The organism is Streptomyces laculatispora (assembly GCF_017353455.1).
In the GTDB taxonomy this organism is placed as follows: domain Bacteria; phylum Actinomycetota; class Actinomycetes; order Streptomycetales; family Streptomycetaceae; genus Streptomyces; species Streptomyces laculatispora.
Window position 1 is genome coordinate 1 of the sequence record NZ_JAFMPZ010000197.1, and the last position, 4959, is coordinate 4959.

At 72.4% G+C, this 4959-nt stretch carries 3 protein-coding genes; all 3 read left to right on the forward strand.

From position 1 onward, the window contains the following. Nucleotides 1–67: 67 nt before the first annotated feature. On the forward strand, nucleotides 68–1270 hold the full coding sequence (locus J1C73_RS11610) for a glycoside hydrolase family 1 protein (protein ID WP_207316294.1): 1203 nt from the start codon (nucleotides 68–70) through the stop codon (nucleotides 1268–1270). 247 nt (nucleotides 1271–1517) lie between these two features. Beyond that, complete coding sequence (locus J1C73_RS11615; protein WP_207316295.1) at nucleotides 1518–3026, forward strand: glucoamylase family protein; 1509 nt, start codon at nucleotides 1518–1520, stop codon at nucleotides 3024–3026. A gap of 129 nt (nucleotides 3027–3155) precedes the next feature. Next, the coding region (locus tag J1C73_RS11620; protein ID WP_207316296.1) for a TPM domain-containing protein at nucleotides 3156–4959 on the forward strand (1804 nt) is incomplete at its 3' end.

Below are 4959 nucleotides of genomic sequence, written 5' to 3' on the forward strand. Positions count from 1 at the left end.
CACGTAAGTGGCCCGCACCCGCACCCTCGCCGGCCACCCCCCTCACACCCCAGAAGGACAGTTCGCGATGACTCACACCCAGGTCCCGTTCCCCGAAGGCTTCCTGTGGGGCGCCTCCACGGCCGCCCACCAGATCGAGGGCAACAACACCAACAGCGACTGGTGGGTCAAGGAGCACACCGCGGGCACCCACATCCAGGAGCCCAGCCTGGACGCCTGCGACAGCTACCACCGCTGGCACGAGGACATGGACGTGCTGGCCGGACTGGGCTTCACCGACTACCGGTTCTCCATCGAGTGGGCCCGTATCGAGCCCGCCGAGGGGCAGTTCTCCCGGGCGGAGCTCGCCCACTACCGCCGTATGGTCGAGGGCGCCATCGAGCGCGGGCTGCGCCCCATGATCACACTGCACCACTTCACCGTGCCGCAGTGGTTCGAGGCGCGCGGCGGCTTCACCGCCGAGGGCGCGACCGAGCTGTTCGCCCGCTACGTCGCGGCCTGCGCACCGGTGATCAGCGAGGGTGTCAGCCACGTCTGCACCATCAACGAGCCGAACATGATCGCCGTGATGGCGGGCCAGGCCAAGCGCGGCGACATCGGCTTCCCGCCCGCCGGCCTGCCGACCCCCGACGACGAGACCACCCAGGCCGTCATCGCCGCCCACCACGCGGCCGTCAAGGAGGTCAAGGCGATCAACGCCGACATCCAGGTCGGCTGGACCATCGCCAACCAGGTCTACCAGGCCCTTCCCGGCGCCGAAGAGGTCACCGCGGCCTACCGCCACCCCCGTGAGGACATCTTCATCGAGGCCTCCCGCGGCGACGACTGGATCGGGGTGCAGTCCTACACCCGGACCAAGATCGGCCCGGACGGACCGATCCCCACCGCCGACGACGTGGAGCGCACCCTCACGCAGTGGGAGTACTACCCGTCCGCCGTCGGCCACGCGCTGCGCCACACCGCCGAGGTCGTCGGCCGCGACATTCCGCTGATCGTGACCGAGAACGGCATCGCGACCGACCAGGACAGCCGCCGGATCGACTACTACACCGGTGCCCTGAACGAGGTCGCCTCGGCCATCCAGGACGGCCTGCGCGTCGAGGGCTACCTCGCGTGGAGCGCCCTGGACAACTACGAGTGGGGCTCCTACGCACCGACCTTCGGCCTCATCGGCTGGAACCCGGAGACCTTCGAGCGGCTGCCGAAGCCGTCCGCCGCCTGGCTGGGCGAGATGGGCCGCACCCGTACGCTGCCGCGTATCGCCGACTGACGCCGGCCCCCTGACCGGGAACCCCTGACGGTTCCCGACCGTGCGGGGTCCGGCGGTACCTGACGGCCGCCGGACCCCGCGCCGATCCACCCGGAGTGGCCCGAGCCCCACAGCTCGGGCCACTCCGGCAGTCACACCCGCACACCGCGCCACAGGCGCAGCACCACCCCCGGGCGGTTCTCATCCGCCGCATCGAGCACGCCACGAAATGCCCCATCCCCCTTCTGCCAACGGGAGCTGGACCTTCATGGACCGTCGCACGTTTCTCACCGCCACCGGGACCGGGGCTGCCGCTCTGTCCCTCGGAGCCGTGTCCGCGCCCTCGGCGAACGCTGTTCCCGCCACCCGGTCCGCGCCTTCCGCGGACGCCGCCCATCCGGCTCATGGCCTTGACACACCGCCGCTGCTGCGCTGGTTCCGCGACACGTACCGCTCGATCGAGGCGATGACGACCGATCTGGGACTCGCCGTCGACAAGATCGACGTGAGCGGTCCGGGCGGCCCCGTTCAGTCGCGCCAGACCTCGCCCACCAATATCGGCTGCGGCCTGTGGTCGACCGTCGCCGCCGGCGGGCTCGGGGTGATCAGCGAGGCCACGATGCGGCGCCGGCTGGAGCGCACCGTCCGGTCCGTGGAGAAGCTGGAGCGCCCGCACGGCTTCTGGCTCAACTGGTACGACGCGCACGACGGTTCGGTGCTGACCGAGTGGCCCGGCACCGGTGACCCGGTCCGTCCCTTCCTCTCCAGCGTCGACAACGCCTGGCTGATCACCGGTCTGCGCATAGCCGCGGACGCGGCTCCCTCGCTGCGGCCCCGCATCGACCGCATCCTGGCGGGCGCCGACTGGTCCTACTACTACACGCCCTTCGACCCGGCCGACCCCGTCGCCGGACCCGGCCAGCTGCGCGGCGGCTTCTGGACCGACACCGGGGAACCCACGGGCCATCACTACGGCGCGCTCAACACCGAGCCCCGGATGGCGAGCTATCTGGGTATCGCGGACGGGTCCCTGCCCGCCGACCACTACTGGCACCTGCTGCGCACCATGCTTCCCGGCAATGAGCAGGAGCAGCAGCCGCAGGGCAGTTACGTGGCGATGGACGGTATCCGCGTCTGGCAGGGCCACTACACGCACGGCGGCCGCAAGCTCGTCCCCACCTGGGGCGGGTCGATGTTCGAGGCGCTGATGGTTCCGCTGTTCGTACCGGAGCCGGAATGGTCGCCGAAGTCGTGGGGCCGCACTCACCAGCGGTACGTGCGGAGCCAGATCGAGCACGGCATGACGGAGGCGGAGTACGGGTACTGGGGCTTCTCCCCCGCCAACATTCCCGAGGGCGGGTATCAGGAGTACGGGGTCGACGCGCTCGGCATGCAGCTCGACGGCTACGCCTCCAACACGGACCGCACGTACACCGCGGACGGGGCTCCGCTGCCGCCCGCGTCGGCGTTCACCAACGGTGTGGTCACCCCGCACGCCTCGTTCCTCGCCCTGCCCCACGCGCCGGCCGAGGCGGTGGCGAACCTGCGGGCGCTGGACCGGGATTTCGGTGCCTATCACGACGGCTACGGGTTCCGGGACTCCGTCAACGTCTCCACCGGACGGGTCAGCGACTACCAGCTCGCCCTCGACCAGGGAATGATCGCCGCGGCACTGGCCCAGGCGATCCGGCCCGGACTGCTGCAGCGGCCGTTCCGGACCGGCGGGTTCCGCTCCCGGGTGCGGCCGCTGCTCGCCAAGGAGCGCTTCAGCATCTGAGCCCCACGACGGCGGACCGGCCCCCCTCACGGCGGGGAGGCCGGTCCGCCGCGGTGGCCGTCGGCGTCCCGCAGCCGTCCGCTCGCCGGGTCGCGGGTCACCGAACGTGGACATAGCCTCACAAACGTGATGCCGCCTGCGAGCCGAACCCGGATCCGCATACCGGGCCGGGCCCTGCTCGCCGTCCTGATGGCGGTGTGCTGGCTGGCCCTCCCCACCGCCACGACCGCGCGCGCCGACGCCCCGGTCACGCTGTCCCGGGACGGACAGATCACCGACAGGGCCGACGCGCTGGGGAACCGGAAACGCCAGGTCGTCTCCGCACTCGACCAGCTGTACGACAAACGCCGTGTCCAGCTCTTCGTGGCGTACGTCCGTGACTTCTCCGGGCGGTCCGCGCAGAACTGGGCCGACGACACGGCCCGCCGCAACGGGCTCGGCCGCGACGACATGCTGCTCGCCGTCGCCACCCACGACCGGCAGTACGCGTACTCGGTCGACCAGGGCTCCCGCTTCACCGACGCCGAACTCCAGGATGTGGCGAGCACCGCCATCGAGCCGGCGCTCAGGGAGAACGACTGGGCGGGCGCCGCGATCGGGGCCGCCAACGGGTACTCCGCCGTCCTGGCCGGCGCGGCCGTACCCACCCCGGCCATCACCCCGGGCGCCGCCGACCCGGGGTCGGGGAATTCCGGGGGGACGACCGCCGGGGACCTGGTCCTGCCGGTCGTGGTCGTCCTCGTAGCCGCGGCGGCCGCCGGCTACGCCTACACCCGGCGCAAGCGCCGTACCGCCACCCGTACGACACCCGGTGCGACCGGCTGGGGACCGGCAGACCGGAACACGCCGCCAGAGCCACCCGCTCCGCTGCCGGAACTCGACGCCCGGGCCAAGGAGACGCTGGTCGACACGGACGATGCGGTGCGCACCAGCGACGAAGAACTCGGTTTCGCCACGGCCCAGTTCGGAGAGGAGGCCGCAGCCCCGTTCACCGAGGCCGTCGGCTACGCCAGGGGCGAGCTGACGGCCGCGTTCCGGTTGCGCCAGCAGCTCGACGACGCCTGTCCCGAGGACGACGCCACCCGCCGGCAGATGCTGGACGAGATCATCAGCCGCTGCGAGGACGCCAACACCCGCCTGGACGCGGTCTCCGAGGACTTCGACCGGCTCCGTGCGCTCGAACGCGACGCCCCGCAGGCACTCGCGGCGGCCGAGACCGCATTCCGTTCGCTCACCGGGCGGGTCTCCACGGCCGGGGCGACCCTCACCTCCATGCGCAGCCGCTACGCGGAGTCGGCCTCGGCCCCCGTCGCCGACGGTATCGAGCAGGCCAAGGACCGGCTCGTCTTCGCGACGTCCTCGCTCAATCAGGCCCGGCAGGCGGTGGACGGCGGCGACAGAGCGGCCGCCGCCGTATACGTACGGGCCGCCGAGGGCGCGGTCGGCCAGGCGACCACCCTCGTCGACGCGGTCGACCGGCGCGCACGGGAAGTCGAGGAGGCGGCGGGCAGGCTGCCGGCCGCGCTCACCGAGACGGAGACGGACCTGGCCGACGCGGGCGGGCTGCTGGAAGGCACCGCCGAGGGGGTGTCCACCGCGGGCCTCCGGGGCCGGATCGCCCGCGCGCAGTCGGTGGTCCGCGACGTGCGGGGGGAGCTGCGGGCCGGTCCGTACGACCCGATCGACGCGCTGCGCCGGGTGGAGGAAGCCGACGCGACTCTGGACGAGGCGCTGGCCGGTGCGCGCGAGCAGGAGCAGGGCGACCGGCGGGCCCGTTCGCTCCTCGACCAGGCGATGCTCACCGCGCGCTCGGCGATCGGCGCGGCCGCCGACTACATCACCACCCATCGGGGAGCGGTCGGCAGCCAGGCCCGCACCCGGCTGGCGGAGGCGCAGCGAAGGCTGGAGCGGGCCCGCGAGCTGGCCGGGACGG